The 20846-nt window shown below is 73.4% G+C and carries 15 protein-coding genes and 1 pseudogene; 8 read left to right on the forward strand and 8 right to left on the reverse strand.

All coding sequences use genetic code 11. The annotated features are described in order from the left end of the window. Positions 1–30: 30 nt before the first annotated feature. Both IH54_RS0124435 and IH54_RS0124440 read left to right on the forward strand, forming a co-directional pair. The gene (locus IH54_RS0124435) at positions 31–1323 is read left to right on the forward strand and encodes an RNA polymerase sigma factor (protein WP_031520486.1); all 1293 of its coding nucleotides are present in this window, start codon (positions 31–33) and stop codon (positions 1321–1323) included. A 462-nt stretch (positions 1324–1785) separates the two neighbouring features. Further along, on the forward strand, positions 1786–5262 hold the full coding sequence (locus IH54_RS0124440) for a tetratricopeptide repeat protein (protein ID WP_031520488.1): 3477 nt from the start codon (positions 1786–1788) through the stop codon (positions 5260–5262). 312 nt (positions 5263–5574) lie between these two features. Here the strand turns inward: IH54_RS0124440 and IH54_RS0124445 are convergent, their stop codons facing one another. Then, the gene (locus tag IH54_RS0124445) at positions 5575–5820 is read right to left on the reverse strand and encodes a hypothetical protein (protein ID WP_234343780.1); all 246 of its coding nucleotides are present in this window, start codon (positions 5818–5820) and stop codon (positions 5575–5577) included. 15 nt (positions 5821–5835) lie between these two features. Then, positions 5836–6708, reverse strand: coding sequence for a mycothiol conjugate amidase Mca (gene mca / locus IH54_RS0124450; protein WP_031520492.1), 873 nt, complete (start codon positions 6706–6708; stop codon positions 5836–5838). A gap of 124 nt (positions 6709–6832) precedes the next feature. Between mca and IH54_RS0124455 the strand changes: the two genes are divergently transcribed. Further along, the gene (locus IH54_RS0124455; protein ID WP_031520494.1) at positions 6833–7261 is read left to right on the forward strand and encodes a DUF4307 domain-containing protein; all 429 of its coding nucleotides are present in this window, start codon (positions 6833–6835) and stop codon (positions 7259–7261) included. A gap of 179 nt (positions 7262–7440) precedes the next feature. Beyond that, complete coding sequence (greA, locus tag IH54_RS0124460) at positions 7441–7938, forward strand: transcription elongation factor GreA (protein WP_031520497.1); 498 nt, start codon at positions 7441–7443, stop codon at positions 7936–7938. An 87-nt stretch (positions 7939–8025) separates the two neighbouring features. Here the strand turns inward: greA and IH54_RS0124465 are convergent, their stop codons facing one another. The 3 genes from IH54_RS0124465 to ilvA form a co-directional block, all read right to left on the reverse strand. Further along, on the reverse strand, positions 8026–8880 hold the full coding sequence (locus tag IH54_RS0124465; RefSeq protein WP_031520499.1) for an ABC transporter permease: 855 nt from the start codon (positions 8878–8880) through the stop codon (positions 8026–8028). After that, complete coding sequence (locus IH54_RS0124470; protein ID WP_052397811.1) at positions 8877–9926, reverse strand: ATP-binding cassette domain-containing protein; 1050 nt, start codon at positions 9924–9926, stop codon at positions 8877–8879. The genes IH54_RS0124465 and IH54_RS0124470 overlap by 4 nt, the downstream gene beginning before the upstream one ends. Before the next feature lie 256 nt (positions 9927–10182). Continuing rightward, positions 10183–11412 carry a threonine ammonia-lyase gene (gene ilvA / locus IH54_RS0124475; RefSeq protein WP_031520505.1) on the reverse strand — a complete coding sequence of 410 codons (1230 nt, stop codon included), beginning with the start codon at positions 11410–11412 and terminating at the stop codon, positions 10183–10185. A 283-nt stretch (positions 11413–11695) separates the two neighbouring features. Between ilvA and IH54_RS0124480 the strand changes: the two genes are divergently transcribed. The 3 genes from IH54_RS0124480 to IH54_RS46280 all read left to right on the forward strand — a co-directional run bounded on the left by IH54_RS0124480 (position 11696) and on the right by IH54_RS46280 (position 13229). Further along, positions 11696–12229: a MarR family winged helix-turn-helix transcriptional regulator gene (locus tag IH54_RS0124480; RefSeq protein WP_052397812.1), complete on the forward strand. Its 534-nt coding sequence runs from the start codon at positions 11696–11698 to the stop codon at positions 12227–12229. 149 nt (positions 12230–12378) lie between these two features. Then, complete coding sequence (locus IH54_RS46275; RefSeq protein ID WP_063762365.1) at positions 12379–12918, forward strand: sigma factor-like helix-turn-helix DNA-binding protein; 540 nt, start codon at positions 12379–12381, stop codon at positions 12916–12918. Then, positions 12915–13229, forward strand: coding sequence for a hypothetical protein (locus tag IH54_RS46280; RefSeq protein WP_063762366.1), 315 nt, complete (start codon positions 12915–12917; stop codon positions 13227–13229). Before IH54_RS46275 ends, IH54_RS46280 begins: the two co-directional genes overlap by 4 nt. A 36-nt stretch (positions 13230–13265) precedes the next feature. Here the strand turns inward: IH54_RS46280 and IH54_RS0124495 are convergent, their stop codons facing one another. The 3 genes and pseudogenes from IH54_RS0124495 to IH54_RS0124505 form a co-directional block, all read right to left on the reverse strand. Next, complete coding sequence (locus tag IH54_RS0124495) at positions 13266–14429, reverse strand: cystathionine gamma-synthase (protein ID WP_031520514.1); 1164 nt, start codon at positions 14427–14429, stop codon at positions 13266–13268. Continuing rightward, positions 14426–17110: a YfhO family protein gene (locus IH54_RS0124500; RefSeq protein ID WP_234343794.1), complete on the reverse strand. Its 2685-nt coding sequence runs from the start codon at positions 17108–17110 to the stop codon at positions 14426–14428. The genes IH54_RS0124495 and IH54_RS0124500 overlap by 4 nt, the downstream gene beginning before the upstream one ends. 243 nt (positions 17111–17353) lie before the next feature. Next, positions 17354–19279 (reverse strand): annotated as a pseudogene (locus tag IH54_RS0124505) (glycosyl hydrolase family 28-related protein); the annotation flags it as partial. 410 nt (positions 19280–19689) lie between these two features. Here IH54_RS0124505 and IH54_RS0124510 point away from each other — a divergent pair. Then, positions 19690–20727: a phosphatase PAP2 family protein gene (locus IH54_RS0124510; protein WP_234343783.1), complete on the forward strand. Its 1038-nt coding sequence runs from the start codon at positions 19690–19692 to the stop codon at positions 20725–20727. Positions 20728–20846 lie beyond the last annotated feature (119 nt).

The raw sequence follows: 20846 nt of genomic DNA on the forward strand, positions 1-20846 counted from the left end.
GGCGCCCCGCGGCTGCTGTCATGGGTGCCCATGACAGCAGCCGAGGACCAGCAAGCGCGGCGCGCGGTCGAAGCCGTCTGGCGCATCGAGTCGCCGCGGCTGGTCGCGGGGCTCACCCGGCTCGTCCACGACATCGGCGTCGCCGAGGAACTCGCACAGGACGCGCTGGTCGCCGCGCTGGAGCAGTGGCCGCACGAGGGCGTGCCGCGCAACCCCGGCGCCTGGCTCATGACCACCGCGAAGCGCCGCGGCATCGACCTCGTCCGCCGCAACGAGGCCTTCGCCCGCAAGCTGCGGCTGCTCGGCCACGAGCTGGAGATCGCCCAGGGCGCGGCCGTCTTCGAGCAGCCCGCGGACACCGGCGAGGCCATCGAGGACGACCTGCTGCGGCTCGTCTTCGTCGCCTGCCACCCCGTGCTGTCCCGCGAGGCGCGCCTCGCCCTCACCCTCCGGCTGCTCGGCGGGCTCACCACCGACGAGATCGCCCGCGCCTTCCTCGTCGCCGAACCCACCGTCGCCCAGCGCATCGTGCGCGCCAAACGCACCCTCGCCAAGGAGAAGGTGCCCTTCGAGGTGCCGTACGGGGCCGAGCTCGCGGAGCGGCTCGCGTCCGTACTGGAGGTCGTCTACCTCATCTTCAACGAGGGCTACTCCGCGACCGCCGGGGACGACTGGATGCGGCCCGCGCTCTGCGAGGACGCCCTGCGGCTGGCCCGCGTGCTCCAGGGGCTGCTGCCCGCCGAGCCCGAAGTCCACGGGCTCGCCGCGCTGCTGGAGGTCCAGGCCTCCCGGTCCGCCGCCCGCACCGCGCCCGACGGCACCCCCGTCACCCTCCTGGAGCAGGACCGCAGACGGTGGGACCGGCTCCTCATCCACCGCGGCTTCGCCGCACTCGCCCGCGCCGACGCCGCCGCCCGCGCACGCGGCACCGATCCCGGGCCCTACGCGCTCCAGGCCGCCATCGCCGCGTGCCACGCCCAGGCGGTCCGGGCCGAGGACACGGACTGGGCCCGCATCGCCGACCTCTACCGCGCGCTGGGCGCTGCGGCGCCCTCCCCCGTGGTCGAGCTCAACCGGGCGGTCGCCGTCGGCATGGCGGACGGCCCCGCCGCCGGCCTCGCCCTCGCGGACGCGGTCGCCGCGGACGGGGCTCTTGACGACTACCACCTGCTGCCCAGCGTCCGGGGCGACCTCCTCGCCCGACTCGGCCGCACGTCCGCCGCCCGCGCCGAATTCGCCAGGGCCGCCGCTCTCACCCGCAACTCCGCCGAGCGCGCCCTCCTCCTCCGCCGCGCCGCCACCCTCCCCTCCGGGGAGGAGTAGGAGCCTCCCCACCTGTGGGGGTGCCCGCGCCCCTGCACGTACGTCGGCGGCTTCCCCGCCGCGGGGGTTTCCCGCGCCTGGCGGCGCGGGTGTTTCCCACCCCCACCACCCGTGCAGGTAGTAGCGACAGCTTCTGTCCACCTGTGGGACGACTCGCCGTCGGGGGCGAACCGCAGTCCCCCGCACACTCACCCCCACCGGCAGGCAGCCGCCAACGAGACCCCGGGAGGGGGACGATCCGGGGGTGCCCCCGCAGGAGTGGGGGCACCTCCCAGGCGAAGCCATGGGGGAGAACTGCGCGAGCAACCCCCACCGGCGGAAGCTCGCGCAACAACCGCACCGCGCGGAACGAAGCGTCCCCACGTAACAGACTTGGGACGAATCCGGGCCCGAGCCACGCGCTTGGCGCGCACCGTGAGCGGGCACGAAACCCACTCGACCAACCATCCGGGGGAGGATGCTGTGCCGGAGTCACGTATCGCGCTGCGGGAGACGGACCGCGCCGCGGCCGAGCGGCTGTTGGCGCGGGTGGCAGCGGAGCTGGGCGCCGCGGACACCGCGCCGCAGGTGCGCGCCGCGCGGGAGCGGTTCGACGAGATCACGGGCGCCGCGGCGGGCGAGTACGCCGCGTACCGGCGAGCGCTGGAGGCGGGCCCCGCGGGGCACCCGGCACCGCGCGGGGCGGCCGGCGCGGGCGGGCGGACGGCGGGCGGCGTGGCCACCGGAGTGGCCGCGCTGACCGCGTTCGGGGTGGACGTGGGGCAGGGCCTCTCCTTGGGCGCCGCTCTGGCGACGGGCGCGGCGGTCGGAGCCGCGGGCGTCGCGGCGCTCGGGACGGCGGCGGCCCGCGGCCGGGCGGCCCGGCGCGCGGCGAGCGCCGACGAACGCACCGCACCCGGCGGCGCGGAGCAGCTGCGCCTGTTGTGGCTCGCGGCCCTGGAGCGCCGCGGCATCCGCCCCTTCCTCGAAGCGGAGGCGGAGGCAGCGGCGGCAGCCCCCACCGGAACCCCCACCGGATCCCCCACCAGCGCCTCCACCCCCTCCCCCCGCGGCGCCGAAGACCGTCCGGCACCCTCCACGAAGGGCACGGGCAGGAGCGGCCTGCCCGAGCAGCCCTCACCCCCCTCGGCAGCCGAGGACGGGGGCGGCGGCCCCACGAGCCCCGAACCCGCCGCCGGGAGGCACCCGGCCGCGAAGAAGTCCACCCCCCTCGTGCAGCTCGTGCGCACTGCCACGGACCTGCCCAAGGGGCGCCGCCCCGGCGGCCCGGGTGCGGACCGCAGTGCCGCGGCCCGCACCCGGGCCGTACTGGACGGGTCGTTCGGGCAGCTTCCCGTCGTGGACGGGCCTTTCGCGGGCCGCGAGGAGGACCTCGCGTTCATCACGCGCGCGGTCCAGCACTCCCGCGCCCAGGTCGCCGTCCAGCCCACCGTGGTGGTGCTGCACGGCGACCCGGGCAGCGGCCGCACGTCGCTCGCGGTGCGCGCGGCACGGCAGTTGAAGGACCAGTTCCGCGGCGCGTGCGTCGTGGACCTGCGGGGCGCGGACGAGTCGCGTACCGCCCTTCCGACGCGGGACGCGCTGCTGCACCTGCTCAACCGGCTGGGCGCGCCACGCGAGCAGCTGCTCTTCCGGGACCGCCAGGACCGGCAGGACAACCAGCAGCATCTGCGCCGGCTGAGCGAGCAGTACCAGCAGCATCTGACCGGCGTGCCGGTCGTGATCGTGCTGGACGACGCCACCGACGCCGCGCAGGTCCAGGCGCTCGTGCCGGAGCGTTCGGAGAGCCTGGTGCTGGTGACCGCGCGCGAGCCGCTGGTACTGGACCTGCCGGAAGCGCGGGTCCACCACCGGGTGGTGGGCCCGCTGTCGCCCGCGGGCACGCACGCGCTGCTGCGCGGGCTGGCCGAGCCCGCGGGCCTGGAGGCGCCGGGCGCCACGCAGGCCGAGCGGATCGGCGCGCTGTGCGCGGGCCTGCCGCTGGCGTTGCGGATCGCGGGCGCCGCGCTCGCCGACCACCAGGGATACGACCAACTCGCCGGCGACATCGAGATGTTCGGCCCGCAGCCCGCGGTGGACCGGATACTGGCGCTGCGCTACCACGACCAGCCCGAGCCCAACCGCCGCCTGCTGCGGCGGCTCGCGCTCGCCGGCCGCTCCAGCTTCGGAGCCGCGGCGGCGGCCGCGCTGCTGGCCACCGACGACCAGGAGGCGGGCCGGCGGCTCGCCGAACTGGCGGCGGCCGGGCTGGTGGACCATGTGCGCGGCAGCCGCTACCGCCCGCACGACCTGGTGCGGGCCTTCGCGGCGGCGCGGCTGCTGGACGAGGAGGACCCGGCGGAGCGGGCGGCCGCGCACGAGCGGCTGATCATCTCGTACGCCGACCTGGCCAACACGGTGGTGCGGCTGGTGGAGGGCAAGACCTCGACGCGCGCCGGGCGCTTCGGGCAGTACGGGTTCGCGTCGCTGGAGGCGGCGCTGCGCTGGCTGGACGAGGAGTCCAGCTTCATCACGGCGGCGCTGCGCGAGACCGAGGGCGTCGACCGGGCGGCGGTGCAGTCGCTGCTGGGGGCCCTGTGCGACTACTGCCTGCTGCGCGGCGACCTCTACCGGCTGGGCGAGATCAGCGAGCTGGCGCAGGCGCAGCAGGCCAGGACGTCCCGCGACGGCCAGGACGAGGACCGCTCGGTGCTGGTGCGCTCGGTGCAGTGGCGCACGGGCATCGCGGCCCGGCAGCTCGGCGAGCTGGACCGCGCCAAGTCGACGCTGAGCACCGTGGTGGACCTGTACTTCGAGGCGCAGCACCCGGCGGGCGCCGCCCGCGCGCTGGACAGCCTGGGCATCACCCTGCACCACCAGGGCAACCTGCGCGAGGCCGAGGTGAAGCTGCGCGAGGCGCTGGCGATCCAGCAGACCCCGGAGCTGGAGGAGGACCGGGCCTGGACGATGCACGCGCTGGCCGCGGTGCTGCGCGACATGGGGCAGCTCGCGGGCGCGCTGGAGCTGCTGCACGAGTCGCTGGAGCTGCACCGGGCCAACGAGAGCGTGCAGGGCCAGGCGTGGGCGCACCTCCAGCTCGGCCAGGTGTATCTGCTGCTCGGCCGCCTCGACCGGGGCGAGCGCGAGCTGCGCGCCGCGGGCCAGGCGTACGCGCAGGCCCGCGACCCGCGCGGCACCGCCTGGACGACGACCCAGCTCGCCCGGGCCCGGCTGCTGCGCGGCGAGGCGCGCGAGGCGTCCGCCGACCTCGACGCCGCGGTCCAGCGGCACCGCGCGAGCGAGGACGCCCGCGGCGAGGCCTGGTCGCTGTACTACCTGGGCCTGGCGCTGGAGGAGAACGGCAGCACGGACGCGGCGCTGCGCACGCTGGAGCGCTCCCGGACGATGTTCTCCCGGATGCGGGACGTGTACGGGCTGGCGTGCGCCCGGCACAATTCCGCCCGCGTCACCCGCGACCAGCGGGCCGCCCGTACCGGAAACCTGCGCAACAGCGGCTTCGCGCGGCAGCTGCTGCAGGACGCCCGGCAGGACTTCCGCCGGATCGGCGTGGAGCACGGCGAGGCGTGGTGTTGCGTGGAGCTGGCGGTCATCGACGCGGGCAACGAGCGGCTCGTCGAGGCGCTGACCCTGCTGGAGGAGGCGCAGGGGCTCTTCGCCTCGGTCGGCGACCGGCGCGGGCGGGACTGGGCGGTGTTCCTGCGCGCGACCGTCCTCCCGCTGCTCTCCCCGGAGGGTACGCAGCAGGCCCTCGCCGATCTGCACGGGCTTGCCGCGCGCGAGCCGTACCAGGGGCGGGACCTCGACATGGACGGCTACGCCGCCGCGTACGCGCTCCTCCTGGAGCGCGGCTCCATCTCGCCCGGCGACCCCTGGGAGGCGTGGCGCCTCACCATGACCCCCGGCCGCGCGGCCCGCATGATCATGGCCGTCCCAACCTAGGGGGGTACGTGTGCCCGCGCCGGGCCGGCGTTTTCAGGGCGCGCCCCCGCCGCGCCGGGCACACGTTTTCAGGGGCGCGTGGGGGTATCTCCCAGGCGAAGCTCTGGGGGAGAACTGCGCGAGCAACCCTCCCCCACAGCTTCGCCTGGGGGTACCCCCATCTCGCTTCGCTCGCGGCCGGTGGTCCGGTACGAGACCGAACCGCCCCTTCGGGCCGGTGACGACCCGCGCCCGGGTGGGGGCTGGGCGGTACCCCACGCGCCCCTGGAGTGCCGCCCTGCGCAAGGGCAGCCCCGCCCGGGAGCCCGCGGGTCAGGACCCGGGCGTCCTGGGGGCCGGGGTGGAGACGCGGTCAACCGCCGGAGGCGCTTCCTCCTCCTCGAAGTCGATCTTCTTCATCTGCTTGCCCATGTTCTTCATGAGGAACCACAACCCCGCGGCAATCGCAGCGAAGATCACGAATCCGAGGAGCCCCGGCGTCACCTTGTCCTGGTTCACCTCGGCGAGGTGAACCAGGGGGTGGCCGGAGACGGCGTGGGAGGCCTGGGATGCAATCACGCTCCCCATTGTCGCCTAGGCCTCCCGGATGCCTGCAAAGAGGTCGTCCTCGGGGAGGGAGACGTCCACGCGGGACTTCGCGAGCTCGTAGTCCTCGTAGGGCCAGACCTCCTGCTGGAGGTCCATCGGGACGCGGAACCAGCCGCCGTCGGGGTCGATCTGGGTGGCGTGCGCGAGCAGCGCCTTGTCGCGGGTCTCGAAGAACTCCGCGCAGGGCACGTGGGTGGAGATGTTCCGCTCGGGGCGGGCGAACTCCTCCCAGCGCTTGAGCCACTCGCCGTAGGGGGATTCCATGCCGCGCGCTTCCAGGGCCTCGTGCAGGGCGAGGGTGCGGGGCTTGTTGAAGCCCTGGTTGTAGTAGAGCTTGAGCGGCGTCCAGGGCTCGCCGGCCTCGGGGTAGCGCTCGGGGTCGCCGGCGGCGTCGAACGCGACCATGCTGATCTTGTGGGTCATGATGTGGTCGGGGTGCGGGTAGCCGCCGTTCTCGTCGTACGTCGTGATGACGTGCGGGCGGAATTCGCGGATCAGCTTCACCAGCGCGCCGGCCGCCTCGTCGACGTCCACGAGGCCGAAGCAGCCCTCGGGCAGCGGCGGCAGCGGGTCGCCCTCGGGCAGGCCCGAGTCGACGAAGCCGAGCCAGGACTGCTTGACGCCCAGGATCTCGCGGGCCAGGTCCATCTCGCGGGCCCGCACCTCGTGGATGTGCTCCTCGATGTAGGGGTCACCCTGGAGCTTGGGGTTGAGCACCGAGCCGCGCTCGCCCCCGGTGCAGGTGGCCACCAGCACGTCCACCCCTTCTGACACGTACTTGGCCATCGTGGCGGCACCCTTGCTCGACTCGTCGTCGGGGTGAGCGTGTACGGCCATCAGTCGAAGCTGCTCAGTCAAGGCTGCTGTCCTCAAAGTCCGGTGATCCGTTGAACCCCCTCGGTCGGCGGAGAGGGCACGCCTCCTATAGTGACCGAGCGGGGGGACCAATAATTCCGCGGGCCGGTGAACGGGAGTGACGATCATGACGGCTGTGCAGGCCGGTACGACCGGTACCCCGACCCCGCCCGCGGGCCGCTACGGGCCCGGCGCGGACGCGCGGGCCGACCGCAAGCTGCGGATCGCGGCGATCGTGGCGGGCGTGCTCGTCGCCGCCGGCGTCGGCTGGTACGGCTACGACACGCTGTCGGGTGACAAGGTCAGCGCGCAGGTGGTGGCCTTCGAGGCGGTGTCCGACCAGGAGGTGCAGATCCACCTGGAGGTCCACAAGGGCACGGACACCGTCACGGTGTGCACGCTGCGCTCGGTGGACGCCGACCACAACGAGGTCGGCCGCAAGGACGTCCGCATCGACCGGCACGCCAAGGACGTGGACACCCTGGTCACGGTGCGTACCACCGCCCGCGGCGAGACCGGCGAGCTGCTCGGCTGCAGCAGCCCGTCCGGCAGCTGAACGAGGTCCTGACGGGCCCGCCGGAGGGCCCGGTACGGGGTCGGCGGGCTGACGCTTTCTGACGCGTTCGGCGGACTTATCCGCTCCCGTCCGTCGCCGGTAATTGTTAGGCTCGTGGTTTCGTCCCGGCTACCGGTGGCAATGCAATTCTTCACGACAGCACCGACGAGGAGCACTCTGTGACCCAGACCAGCGACAACGTCACCTGGCTGACTCAGGCGGCGTACGACCAGCTCAAGGCCGAGCTGGCCCATCTGTCTGGTCCGGCGCGCGCCGAGATCGTCGCCAAGATCGAGGAAGCCCGCCAGGAAGGCGATCTCAAGGAGAACGCCGGTTACCACGCGGCGCGCGAGGACCAGGGCAAGCTGGAGCTGCGCATCCGGCAGCTCAACCAGATCCTGGAGACGGCCAAGGTCGGCGAGGCCCCGGCGGACGACGGTGTCGTCGCCCCGGGCATGGTGGTCACGATCGCCTTCGACGGCGACCCCGACGACACCCTGACCTTCCTGCTGGGCTCGCGCGAGGGCATCTCCAGCGACCTGGAGACGTATTCGCCGCAGTCGCCGCTGGGCCGCGGCGTGGCGGGCAGGCGCGCGGGCGAGGACGCCACGTACGAGCTGCCGAACGGCAAGTCGGCGTCGGTGAAGATCCTGGAGGTCAAGCCCTACCGGGGCTGACACGCGGGGACGGAAGACGTACGGGAGCCCCCGGCGGCCAGGCCGCCGGGGGCTCCCGTGTGTCCGCCGGGGGTGTCCCGTACGGCGTTACGCCGTCGCGGAGCGGTACTTGTGGACCGCCCAGGTGCGGAAGACGGCGATGATGACCACCGACCAGATCAGCGACGCCCACACCGGGTGCTCCATCGGCCAGGCGCCGGACCGGCTCACGCCCGGGTTGCCGAAGAGCACACGGCAGGCCTGGACGGTCGCGCTGAACGGGTTCCAGTCGGCGACCGGCTGCAGCCAGCCCGGCATCTGCGAGGAGTCCACGAAGGCGTTGGACACGAAGGTGACCGGGAAGAGCCAGATCAGGCCGCCGGAGGTGGCCGCCTCCGGGCTGCGCACGGACAGGCCGATGAGCGCGCCGATCCAGGAGAACGCGTAGCCGAGGAGCAGCAGCAGCGCGAAGGCGCCGAACATCCTGCCCACCCCGTTGTGGATGCGCCAGCCGACCAGCAGGCCGACGCACGCGAGCACCACCACGGTGAGCGCGGTCTGCACCGAGTCCGCGAGGGTGCGGCCGGTGAGGACCGCGCCGCGGGACATCGGCAGCGAGCGGAAGCGGTCGATGAGGCCCTTGCTCATGTCGTCGGCGATACCGGCGCCGGCGCCCGCGGTGGCGAAGGTGACGGTCTGCGCGAAGATGCCCGCCATGAGGAAGTTGCGGTAGGCGGTGGGACTGAGGGAGCCGCCGACGGCGACGGAGCCGCCGAAGACGTAGCTGAACAGCACCACGAACATGATCGGCTGGACGAGGCCGAAGATCACGACCTCGGGGATGCGCATCATCCGCAGCAGGTTGCGCTTGGCCACCACGAGCGAGTCGTGCGCGGACTGCACGATGCCGCCGCGCGGCCGGGGCGCGAGGGTCAGCTGCGGGGTCTCGGTCGCGGCGCTCACTTGGCGCCCTCCTTCACGGTGCTGCCGGAGGCGTCGGCGCCGTCCTCGGGACCGGACCCGGACCCGGACACGTCTGCGGACTCCTCGCCGTCGCCGTTCTCGGGCACCTCTGCGGCGTGGCCGGTGAGGGAGATGAAGACGTCGTCGAGCGTCGGGCGGCGCAGGCCGATGTCGTCGATCTCGATGCCCTGGGTGTCCAGGTCGCGGATGATCTCGGCGAGCAGCTTGGCGCCGCCGGTGATCGGGATGGTGATCTTGCGGGTGTGCTGCTCGATCTTGGCGTCGCCCTTGCCGTGCTGGCGCAGGGCGCGGGCGGCGTCCTCGATGCGCTCGCGGTCGTGCACGACGACCTCGACGCGCTCCCCGCCGGTCTGCGCCTTGAGCTGGTCGGACGTGCCGCGGGCGATGACCTTGCCGTGGTCGATGACGCAGATGTCGTGGGCCAGGTGGTCGGCCTCCTCCAGGTACTGCGTGGTGAGCAGCATGGTGGTGCCGCCCGCGACCAGGTCCTCCATGACCTCCCACAGCTGCTGGCGGTTGCGCGGGTCGAGGCCGGTGCTCGGCTCGTCCATGAACATCACCGGCGGGCTGACCACGAGGGCGGCGGCCAGGTCCAGCCGGCGGCGCATACCGCCGGAGTAGGTCTTGGAGATGCGGTTGGCGGCGTCGGCGAGGTTGAAGCGCTCCAGCAGCTCGTCGGCCCGCCGCCGGGCGGCCTTGGCGCTGAGCTGGTAGAGCTCGCCGACCATCTGGAGGTTCTCCCGGCCGGTGAGGAACTCGTCGACGGCGGCGAACTGGCCCGACAGGCCGATGTGCCGGCGGACCTCGTTGGGGTGCTTGACCACGTCGATACCGGCAACGGTCGCGGTGCCGCTGTCCGGCTGCAGAAGGGTGGTCAGGACGCGGACGGCGGTGGTCTTCCCCGCCCCGTTGGGCCCGAGCAAACCGAGGACCGTGCCTTCCGGCACGTCAAGGTCCACTCCCCCCAGTGCCCTGACATCGCCGAAGGTCTTGACCAGACCCTCGGCATGGATGGCGCCCGGCATTTTTCGCTCCCGTCACTTGCGTGTACTTGGTGCGTGAGCCCTCGAGGTGCCCGGAGGGCTGCGACTGGCTGATTCGCTTGTACGGCTGTACGGCTGTACGACCGGTCGGCCGGCCGAAACTCATCGGCACCGGGTGCGCCGGTGCCGTCCACGGACGACCGGGGCGGCCTTTTCGCGATACACCGCGAGAATGCCAGACGCGATATATCGCGTCAACCCTGGCGCGTACACGTCCGGCAGCGGACCGTCGCGGGAGTCAGGCGATCACCACGTACCCGGCGTCCTCCAGCGCCGCGCCGACCGCGGCGCAGTGCTCGGGACCCTTGGTCTCCAGGTGCAGTTCGACCTCCGCCTCGGTGAGCCCGAGCCGCGGGTCGGTCCGCACATGACTGACGTCGAGCACGTTAGCGTCCACCACTGACAACACCCCCAGAAGCGTCGCGAGCGCCCCCGGCCGGTCCGTCAGCCGCAGCCGCAGCGACAGGTAGCGGCCCGCCGCCGACATGCCGTGCCGCAGGATGCGCTGCAGCAGCAGCGGGTCGACGTTGCCGCCCGACAGCACCGCGACGACCGGCCCCTCGTACGCGTCCGGCGCGGCCAGCAGCGCCGCGACCGGGCTCGCCCCGGCGGGCTCGACGACCAGCTTGGCGCGCTCCAGGCACAGCAGCAGCGCCGACGACAGCTCGTCCTCCGAGACCGTGACGACGTCGTCGACCAGGTCCCTGATCAGCGCGAACGGTACGTCACCCGGGCGGCCGACCATGATGCCGTCGGCCATCGTGGCCACCTGGCCGAGCGCGACCGGGCGGCCCGCCTGGAGCGAGGGCGGGTACGCGGCGGCGCCCGCCGCCTGCACGCCGACGATCCGCACGTCCGGCCGCAGCGCCTTGACCGCGACCGCGATGCCCGCCGCGAAACCGCCGCCGCCGACGCCCACCACGATCGTGCGCACCTCGGGGCACTGCTCCAGGATCTCCAGGCCCACCGTGCCCTGCCCGGCGATGATGTCCGGGTGGTCGAAGGGGTGGATGAAGACCGCGCCGGTCTCCTCGGCGTAGCGGATCGCGGCGCGCAGCGTCTCGTCGACGACCGTGCCGTGCAGCCGCACCTCCGCCCCGTAGTCGCGGGTCGCGGCGACCTTCGGCAGCGGGGCGCCGACCGGCATGAAGACGGTCGAGCGCACCCCGAGGAGCGAGGCGGCGAGCGCGACGCCCTGCGCGTGGTTGCCGGCGCTGGCCGCGACCACGCCGGCCGCGCGCTCCTCGGGGCGCAGGCCCGCGATCCGCACGTACGCGCCGCGGATCTTGAAGGAGCCGGTGCGCTGGAGGTTCTCGCACTTGAGGTGGACGGGCGAGCCGATGAGGGACGACAGATGCCGGCTGCTTTCCAGCGCGGTCATCCGGGCCACGCCGGAGAGCATCTTGTGGGCGCCGCGCACGTCGTCGAGGGTGATCGGGTGGGGCGCGGCGGAAACCGGTCGGTCCATACGACCAGTCTCGCAGCCGCCTGCGCGCGCGGCGCGCAGGGTTGGGGGACACGCCCGGGGGCAGGGGTGCGCCGCGGGCCGCACAGCAGGGTCAGAACCCGGTTGCGGTTTGTGCGTGCGGGGTAACTGGGGCGGCCCGGCCGCGTACTCTTCATCCCAACTTCCCGCTCCTTCGAGCGTCTTATCCTCCGTACGACCCTCCGCACCACCCCGGCGCCACCCCCGCACCATCCCGCAGCATCCGTCCCTCTTGTTGAATCGACAGAACGCGAGCTTCAAGGTCATGTCCAAACCGACGGAGACCTCGACCGAACTCCTGGAGCGCCTCCAGCACCAGGTGGCCCTCTTCGCGCGCCGCGCCGAGCAGACCCGGCTCGGCGGCGTAGGCAAGGCCCGCAACTCCATGGACCGCGCCGCCTACCTGCTGCTCAACCGGCTCGACCGGGAGGGACCGATGGGCGTCAAGGCGCTCGCGGAGTCCATGGGCATCGACTCCTCGACGGTCACCCGGCAGGTGGCCCCGCTGGTCGACACCGGCCTGGTCAAGCGCACGTCGCACCCCGACGACGGGCGGGCCGTGGTGCTCGCGGTCTCCCCGCGCGGCCGTGCCCGGCTGGACGACGTACGCGACTCGCGCCGCCGCCTGATGGCCCAGGTCACCGAGGGCTGGACGGACCAGGAACGGGAGCTTTTCACCGCGCTGCTCATCCGCTTCAACGCCGGGCTCGCCGACTGGCACGCCGGGCTGTCCCGCGGTGACGACGACCCTGCGGTGCAGGGCGCGGCCAGCGGGGCGGGCGGGGTCGCCGGGGCGTGAGCCGGCCGGGCTGCGTGCGGGGCCCGCGGGGTCTGCGGGGCCGGACGTGCGCCGGTCGCGCATCGGTCGCGTACCGGGGTGGCATCCGGTCGCAAGGGGGACGGGCAGAGGTCTTGACCCGGAACACCCGGTTGCCGTCCCATGGCCGCGTGGGGAAGCGCCGGGCGGCAGCTGAGACCCGACGAGACGCCGAGTTCGCGGCGTTCACCGCCGGGGCGGCAGGACGGCTGCTGCACACCGCGACCCTGCTCACCGGCGACCGCGAGCAGGCCGAGCGGCTGCTCGGCGCGACCTTGGCCCGCACCTACGCGGACTGGCTGCGGATGCGCTCCGACGACCCCTACGACCAGGCCCGGGCCGAGTTGGTGCGGCGCTTCGCGTCCCGCCCGTTCTGGCGCAGGCCGCGCGGCGGGGTGCTGAACCGGCTGACCCCGCAGGAGCGGATGATCGTCACGATGCGCTACTTCGAGGGCGTCGCCGAGGAGCAGACCGCCGCGCAACTGGGGCTGCCCACCGACCGCGTCCGGGCGATCTGCGCCCGCGCCGCCGCGACCCTGCGCAGCCGCCCACCGGGCCCGCCGCCGCGCAGCGTCGCCGAGGCCCGCTCGGGCGACGGCCCGGGCGGCCCCCCGAGCGACCTCCCGGGCGGCACGCGCCCGCACCGCGAGGTGCACGGAGCGGCCCGGTGAGCCCGGCGCGCAACCGGCGCGACGACGAGGTGCGCAGGCTGCTCGACACCCCGCACCCGATCGTGCCCGCGGGCCTGGTCGCGGAGGCGACCGCGCGGGGACGGCGCACGGTACGCCGCCGCCGGGTGCTGGCCCGCGCCCTGTGGGTGCTGCTGGCGGCCGCGGTGGCGGCCGGGATCGTCCTCGCGGTCCTGTACTGGCCGGACGATCCCGGCGGGGGCGGCGGCACCGGCGACGGCACGTGGTGGGGGCAGACGGTCACGGCGCGCATCCCGCCGCCGCTGTTACCCCGTCTGCCCCGCGTGCCGTGAGGCGGATTCCCGGCTCGGAACACCGGCCCCTCGACGTCAGCCCAGCGCCTGCGTGAGGTCGGCCAGCAGGTCGTCGGCGGACTCGATGCCGACCGACAGCCGTACCAGGTCCGCGGGCACTTCGAGGGCGGAGCCCGCCGCCGAGGCGTGCGTCATCCGGCCCGGGTGCTCGATGAGCGACTCGACGCCACCGAGCGACTCGCCCAGCGTGAAGAGCCCGGCCCGGTTGCACACCTCGACCGCCGCCTCCTCGCCGCCCGCGACGCGGAAGGACACCATCCCGCCGAAGGCCCGCATCTGCTTGGCCGCGATCTCGTGGCCCGGGTGCTCCGGCAGGCCCGGGTAGAGGACGTGGGTGACCTTCGGATGGGCCGTCAGCAGCTCGACGACGCGGGCGGCGTTGGCACTGTGCCGGTCCATGCGCACCGCGAGCGTCTTGATGCCGCGCATGACGAGCCAGGCGTCGAACGGCCCGGCCACCGCGCCCATCGCGTTCTGGTGGTAGGCGAGTTCGTCGCCGAGCGTGGCGTCGGAGGTGACCAGGGCGCCGCCGACGACGTCGGAGTGGCCGCCCATGTACTTGGTCGTGGAGTGCACGACGACGTCCGCGCCGAGCGCGAGCGGCTGCTGCAGGTACGGGCTGGCGAAGGTGTTGTCGACCACCAGCCGCACGCCCGCCTGCCGGGCGACCCCGGCGAGCGCGGCGATGTCGGAGACGCCCAGCAGCGGGTTGGACGGCGTCTCGACCCAGATGACCTTGGTCTCCGGCCGCAGCGCGGCGCGCACCGCCTGGATGTCGGAGGTGTCGGCGACCGACCAGGACACGCCCCAGCGCTCCACGACCCGGGAGAAGAGCCGGAAGGTGCCGCCGTACGCGTCGTTGGGGATCACGACGTGGTCGCCGGGGGCCAGGACCGTACGCAGCAGGCAGTCCTCCGCGGCGAGGCCGGAAGCGAAGGCGAGCCCGCGGCGGCCGCCTTCGAGGGCCGCGAGGTTGGCTTCGAGCGCGGTCCTGGTCGGATTCGCCGACCGGCTGTACTCGTAGCCGCCCCGCAGCCCGCCGACGCCGTCCTGCTTGTACGTCGACACCTGGTAGATCGGGGTGACGACGGCGCCGGTGGCGGCGTCCGCGGGCTGCCCGGCGTGGATGGCCAGGGTCTCGAACTGGCCGCCGTGCTGATCGGTGTGGTGATCGCTCATGCCGCCGAGGGTAGTGCCCCGGCCGCCCCGTCCCGGCGCTTCACCCGCCGGTACCACAGCCCCGTCGCGATCAGGGCGACGAGTGCCGCGCCGCCGGCCGCGCCGCCGAGCTTGAGGCCGGGCGGGGTGAAGTCGCAGGCCAGCGTGGTGGCCTTGCCGTCCAGCGGCACCGCGACGAGGCCGAGGTACTTGTGGGCGGGCTTGGCCGGGCCACCGCCGGCCGAGCAGCTCCAGCCCTCGATCCGGGGGACGGCGACGAGCGCGGTGCCCGTGCTGCCCGCCGGGAGGGTGGCCGAGAGGTGGTGGCCGTCGATGTGCACGGCGGTCGCCCCGGTGGCCGTGAGCTTCTGCACGGCGGCGGTGAGGCGCCCGCGGTCCAGGCAGCCGAGGGGCTGCTCCGGGAGCCGCAGGTGGCCGAAGAAGCTCAGCGCGACCTCGGCGCGGCCGGAGGCGGGGACGGTGCCGACGGGCACCATCGGGGCGCGGACGGCGGGCAGGTGGCCGTCCACGCCGACCGGCGCGGCGCCGCCGAGCGCCGCGGTGCCCTTGTACTGCGGGGCCCAGAAGTAGACCGGGGAGCCGGGCGCGCAGGTCGCGGTGAGCAGCGCCTTGCCGGTACCGGTGTCGGTGCGGGTGACGTGCGGCTGGTCGTAGACGGTGGCGCCGAGCAGGAGTTCCTGGTTGCTGAAGGCGGAGTCGGTCCACTGCGGGGCCGTACGGGCGAGGTCCAGGTCCGGCCGGACGGTGACCAGCGGCGGGACCGGGGTGGTGGTGGACGTTGTGGTGGCGCGCGGCAGTTCGGTGCTGCTGGGCTTCGCGGTGGGGGTGGAGTGCATGCGGGTGCCGATGGAGAAGATCGCGTCGGTGACCGGGTTGTCGAGCGTCACCGGGTGGCGGCCCTTGGCGTAGTGGCCGAAGCCCAGCTCGGACAGCGTCCAGGAGGTGATGTCGGAGGTGAGGCTGCTGTAGTACTCGGCGCCCTGGCCGCCGACGACCAGTTCGTCGTTGCCGCCGGGTACGTCGCCGGGGTCGGTGCGCGAGCGCGGCCAGTCGTCCTTGGCGGCGACCTCCGCGGCCATGTCCTGCTGGGCCGGGCCGAGCCGCGGCGTCCAGGACACCTCCTTGAGCTGGTCCTTGACGACCCGGCTCGCGGACACCGCGGACTCCCCGCCCTGCGCGAGCAGCAGCAGGACGACGGCGGCTGCCGGCAGCGCCCGCGCGCCCCACCCGTACCGCTGCCGGAGCAGCAGCGCGGCGGCGGCGGCAAGCCCGAGGACCAGGGCGAGCGCGAAGACGCGGTAGGTCCAGCGGTCGTCGGCCTGGCGGCCGTGCCCGGCGAGCGCGATGAGCAGCACCAGGGCGGTGCCGCCGAGCAGCGCCGGCAGCGCGGGCAGCCCGTCGGCGGCGGACAGCCACCCGGCGATCAGCAGCAGCCCGCACAGCACGAAGGTCTGTCGGTAGGGCACGCCGTTGGGTGAGGCCCCGGCGTGCCAGACCAGGTGGGTGGGCTCCCAGTTGAGCGACAGCGTCACGAGCACCGCGGCGGCCGACCACCAGGCCCGTACGCGTACGGCGACCGCCCGGTTGAAGGGCAGGGTCAGGGCGAGTACGAGCGCGGGGGTGCCGATGTAGAGGGCGGGGGTCGCGGTGCTGGTCGTCGCGGGCAGGAAGCGGGCGGCGATGTCGGCCCAGGCGGCGGGCTCGAAGGTCACCTTCGGGGTCGGGTCGGCGACCTTGGTGGCCTTGTAGATCACCAGCACCAGCGGGGCGGCGAGCCCGACGCCGATGAGCATCCCGCGGGCCGCGTGCAGCAGCGTGAGCAGCCGCTTGCGGGCGGTCTCGCTCCCTTCCGCGGTGAAGAGGCGTACCAGCAGCACGATCGCGGCGCCGAGGGTGGCCATGTAGGCGGTGTAGAAGTTCGACACCCACGCGAGCGCGACGACCAGCGGGGCGATGACCGGGCGGCGGGCGGTGCGCGCCCACTCGCCGACCAGGCACAGCATCGGGAAGGCGAACAGGCCGTCGAGCCACATCGGCACGACCGCGCCGTTGTCGAGCGTCCATCCGGACAGCGCGTACGCGGCGCCGAGCAGCGCGGCGAGCGGCCAGGGCCCGCGGCGCAGCCGCAGCAGCAGCACCGCCATCGCGGCTCCGGCCGCGGTGACCTTGGCGACGGTGATGACGTAGAGCGCCAGCTCCGGGCGGTCGGCCGGGAAGAGCACGACCATGAGGTCGAAGGGGCTGCTCAGGTAGGTGCCGATGTCGCCGAGGAAGTTCGTGCCGAAGCCGGAGTTCCAGTTGACGAAGAGGTCGCCGTCGGCGCCGCCGAGCAGCACCTTGCGCCAGTACACGTGGTAGGGCAGGTACTGGTTGCCGAGGTCGACGACGTTGCGGGTGTGCGAGCCGAGCGGGTAGCTGCCGGCGAGCGCGCCGCCGAGGCAGAAGAGCACGCAGGCCAGCACCGCGGCCCCCGCGCCCGCCCGCAGCGCGACGCTGCCCCGGGCCCACGCGCGCAGCCGCCCGCCTGCGGCTTGCGGCGGGCGGGCTGCCGGGCCTGCGGGATTCTCCTGGGCCGATACGGCCTCGGCTGCGGACACGGGTCCTCCGGGTTGTGGTGCGCTGCGCGTGGTACGTCCGGCCCGCGGGTCCTGTCGCCGCACGGGTGCGACCAGCCATCCCACACCGGCCCGGCGACACCGCCTCGACCACGGGGCGAACCCCGGGGCGCGACCGGGTGAACGCCGGGAATCGCCGGATGTCCCGGGTACGCGCGAGCCGCCGGCCGCCCGGGTGTCAGGGACCCGGGCGGCCGGCGGCCGGTTCGCCCCAGTGCTGTGACCGGGAGGGTTTGCCGGTAGCTTGCGGCGTCCGGTGCGGTGCGTCGCAAGGCGCCGGATCGGCCTCGTAGTGGGCCTACTCGGTCGACCCGCCGGGGTGAAGTTGAACGAGCCGCAGTTGTTGACGCCCACGGCCCCGACGTTGCGGGCATCGACGTTCTCGAAGGTCGCGCCGCCCGCGGACCGGGCACTGAGTACGGAGGTGCCGGTGCCGTCGACCTGGATGTCCTTGAAGTGCACGTCGGTGATCGTGTACCGGTCCTTCACCGGGAAGTCGGTGACCAGCATGATCGCGTTGTAGGTGCTGTCGAGGAAGTGGTCGCCGGTCACCTGGATGTCGGCGTCGATGTTCTTCTCCAGCGCGTAGAACCAGATCGCGCCGAGCCCGATGTTCCAGTTCAGCTCGTACGTGCCCGCGCGCACCGTGGTGTTGTCGGTGATCTTCAGCGAGCCGGTGAAGGGCTCGGCGCCGAAGCGGGAGCCGACCTGGATCGCGCTGCCCTCGCGGACGGGGTCGGCGATCAGGTTCGCCGAGACGGTGTTGTCCGTGCCGCCGTAGAGGGCGATGCCGTTGGCGAGGACGGGGGTCTGCACGGTGTTGTGGTCGACGGTGTTGCCCGCGTCCTCGACCTTGTCCGACCACAACGCGAGCGCGTCGTCACCGGTGTTGCGCAGGAAGTTGTTCGAGATGACCGAACGCGTCACGCCGGTGTGGAAGTTGATGCCGTCGGCGATCTGGTCGACGACCACGTTGTTGGTGATCCTCAGATTGCTCATCGGCCCGTCGAACCACATGCCGACCTTGGTGTGCTGGATGTACAGGCCGTCGATCGTGGAGTTGCTGAGCGCGCCGCCGACGCCGTTGACCTGGTCGGTGTCGATGCGCTCGCGGACGTCGCCCTCGATCGCGAAACCGGACAGGTGGACGTCCGAACTGCCGCCCTGCGCCGCGTCCTTGCCGTAGAAACCGACCCCGGTGTGCACAGATCCTCCCCCAGGCCCTTCGGGCTGGGAGGTACCCCCAGGGGCGGGCGTGGCGAGGTCCACTTGGTGGCCCTTGAGGATCGTGTACCAGCTGCCCGCGCCCTCGATCGTGACGTGGTCGACGACGATGTGCCGGCTGACCTGGTACGTGCCCGGCGGGATGTAGACCTTGAGGTGGGCGCGCTGCGCGAACGCGACGGCCTTGTCGATCGCCGCCGCCGAGTCGCGGTGCCCGGTCGGGTCGGCGCCGAACAGCAGCACGTCGGCCGCCGGCAGATCCACCTTCGGCGGCGCGACGAGCTGCGAGTCCAGCAGGTCGACCGTGGTGGCCGCGGCCCCGGCGGGCACGGACAGCCGCACCTTCTCGCCCGCCTTGTACGTACGGCCCAGCAGCAGCCGCTGCTCGTCGTAGAAGTGGTTGGGCCGGAAGGGCTTGGCGAAGACCGGCGCCGGGGTGGTGTCCTGCGGGACGCAGCCGCACTCGGTGACCCAGTAGTCCGGGTGCAGGATGTCGGCGCCCGGGTCGTTCGAGAACGGGTAGAGGTTGTAGAGCCAGGCGTACTGCGAGGTCAGCGTCATGGTCCTCGTCGTGCCGCCGACGCCCACCTTCAGCGGGGAGGTGAGCCCGCCGCCCTCGGGGGCGTCCGGGATGCTGTAGCGCACGTTGATCGCGTTGGCCGCGCTCGGCAGCGTGAACTCGACGTACTGCCCCGGCTGGAGCGTCACCGCGCTGCGGCCCGACGCCTCCGCGGGCAGCGTGTACGCGTCCCTCCCCGGCCCGATGACCGTGCCGTTCGTGACCGCGTTCTCGGCCTCCTGCTCGGCGAAGCCGACGCTCGCACCGCGCCCGGCGGTCAGCGCCGGGTCCAGCGCCGCCCGGGTGACCCGGGCCTTGCCCTGCCCGGCCTGCCCCGCCCCCTTGGCCGCCGCCGCTCCGGCACCCAGCACGCCGAACGCCGCAGCGGTCGCGGTGACCGCCGCGACCGCCACAACGGCTCTTCGCCGCGGGCCTGTTGACCATCTCGCCATCGACAGCTCGATTCTCTCGGGACACCTCGGGTGGGGGTTCCGCCGCGCGCGGGCGGCGGCGGTGAGGGTGAATTTAGGACCCTCCGGACCGACGGCACAAGGTGCGTGCGCTCGGTATTTCGTGTCTGTGCCGAGCAACTTCATGAGATTGCGCAGTTCTTGCGGTCGGAGTTCGGAGCGTTGCGGTGCCGGAGGGGACGGACGGGGGCCGGCGGACGGGAGGGGTTCCAGCCGAAAGCGGACAGCACGGGATGGTTGAGCCGGATCGGTGCGGGATTGACCTCACAGACATTTCGCCGCCGCTTTGGCAGGATGGCCGGAGCAGTCGGACTGGCGTCGGCTCTGCGGGGCAGGCGACGGTGGACGGTACGGCACCGGAGTCAGCAGCGGCGGACGACAGGGGCTGAGGCATGGGTATGGGGAATGCGACGTCGGCGGCGTACGGCACCCGGAGACTCCTCCCCCGACCACCACGCATCCCGCTCCCCGACCGGCTCCCCCACCTCCTCCCGGAGCTGGCACTGCTCGTCGCCGTCCAGGCCGTCTACAAGTACGGGCGGAAGGTCGCCAACGGCCACACCGAGGAGGCGTTCCACCACGCCGACCACGTGTGGTCGTTCGAGCGCGCGGTGCACCTGCCGAGCGAACACTCCGTGCAGCAGCTGCTGCTGCACAGCCACACGCTCGTGCACACCGCCAACTACCTCTACGCGACGGTGCACTTCCCGGCGATGCTGCTCTTCCTGGGCTACATGTTCGTGCGCAGGCGCGCGCACTACCTGTGGATCCGGCGCGCGATCGTCATCCAGACGATGCTGGCGCTGCTCGGCCACCTGCTCTTCCCGCTCGCGCCGCCGCGCATGCTGCCCGGCGACGGCATGATCGACACCGCCGCGGTGTACGGGCCCGCGGTCTACGGCAAGCCCGAGACGCACTCGATGGCGAACCAGTTCGCCGCGATGCCGTCGCTCCACGTCGGCTGGGCCCTGGCGATCGCGGTGGGTCTCATCGCCTCCCACCGCTCCCGCTGGCGCTGGCTGTGGCTGCTGCACCCGCTGCTGACGATGCTCGTCGTGGTCGGCACGGCCAACCACTACTGGCTCGACTGCATCATCGGCTCACTCCTCCTGGGCCTCGCCCTCTCCCTCGTCCCGGGCCCGACCCCGGGCCTGTCCCCCACCGACTCCCACCCCTGGGTGTGGCCCCTGCGCCGGGAGCCGCCCCGACAGGGGGCGGCTGCGCCGCGGGGCGAGCGTTCTCTGCTGCGCAGGGCGGTGAGCGTTCTTGGGGGCGCGTGGGGGCACCTCCCAGGCGAAGCCCTGGGGGAGAACTGCGCGAGCAGCCCCCCACCGGCCGGTGGTCCTGGGGGCGCCTCCCGGGCGGAGGTCCGGGGGAGGACCGAACTGCCCCTTTCGGACGGTGGCGACCCGCGCCACGTACGCGGCTGAGCGCGCATTCCTCCCCCGGGCTCCGCCCGGGAGGTACCCCCACGCGCCCCCTGAACGACGGGCGCCCTGCGCGCGGAGAGCACCCGTCAGGGGCGCGGGGAACTGCGCGACCAGCCCAG

It is taken from the genome of Streptomyces sp. NRRL F-5123 (genome assembly GCF_000721495.1).
Lineage (GTDB): Bacteria > Actinomycetota > Actinomycetes > Streptomycetales > Streptomycetaceae > Actinacidiphila.